Origin of the sequence: Kytococcus schroeteri, assembly GCF_002847825.1 — a bacterium.
In the GTDB taxonomy this organism is placed as follows: Bacteria; Actinomycetota; Actinomycetes; order Actinomycetales; family Dermatophilaceae; genus Kytococcus; species Kytococcus schroeteri.
The window spans coordinates 1-380 of sequence record NZ_PKIZ01000074.1; the positions used below are offsets into that span (position 1 = coordinate 1).

Annotated in this window: 1 protein-coding gene; it reads right to left on the bottom strand. The window is 57.6% G+C overall.

From position 1 onward, the window contains the following. Positions 1-253: undecaprenyl phosphate translocase family protein (locus CYJ76_RS11550; protein WP_202820490.1), on the bottom strand; the 253-nt coding region annotated here is incomplete at its 3' end. Positions 254-380: the final 127 nt, after the last annotated feature.

Below are 380 nucleotides of genomic sequence, written 5' to 3' on the forward strand. Positions count from 1 at the left end.
AGTGCACCGGCTTGTCCGTCACGAAGCTCTCCATCACACCAGCCAGCGAGAGCACTACGGCCGCCATGCCTACCAACATGGGGAGCAGTAGCATCCAGTCCAGCGTCTTGTACTGGGCAAACGCGGCCTTACGATCCTTCGGCAGCTTCTTCGTCGCATCCAGGAAAAGGTTCGCCTGGTGCAGCACGCGCTCGTACACGCCGGTGACCAACGCGATCGTTCCGCCGGAAACGCCCCTTTGGGACGCCCCCACGTGGCGCTCCTAGAGGTTCCCCGCCAGGTAATTGACGCTGGTGGTGGCGTCAAAAAGCAGGGTTTGCAGAACTAGAGTAACTGTCCATCTTCTATTTCTATTCGTTCCGAAAGACATTCAACATATG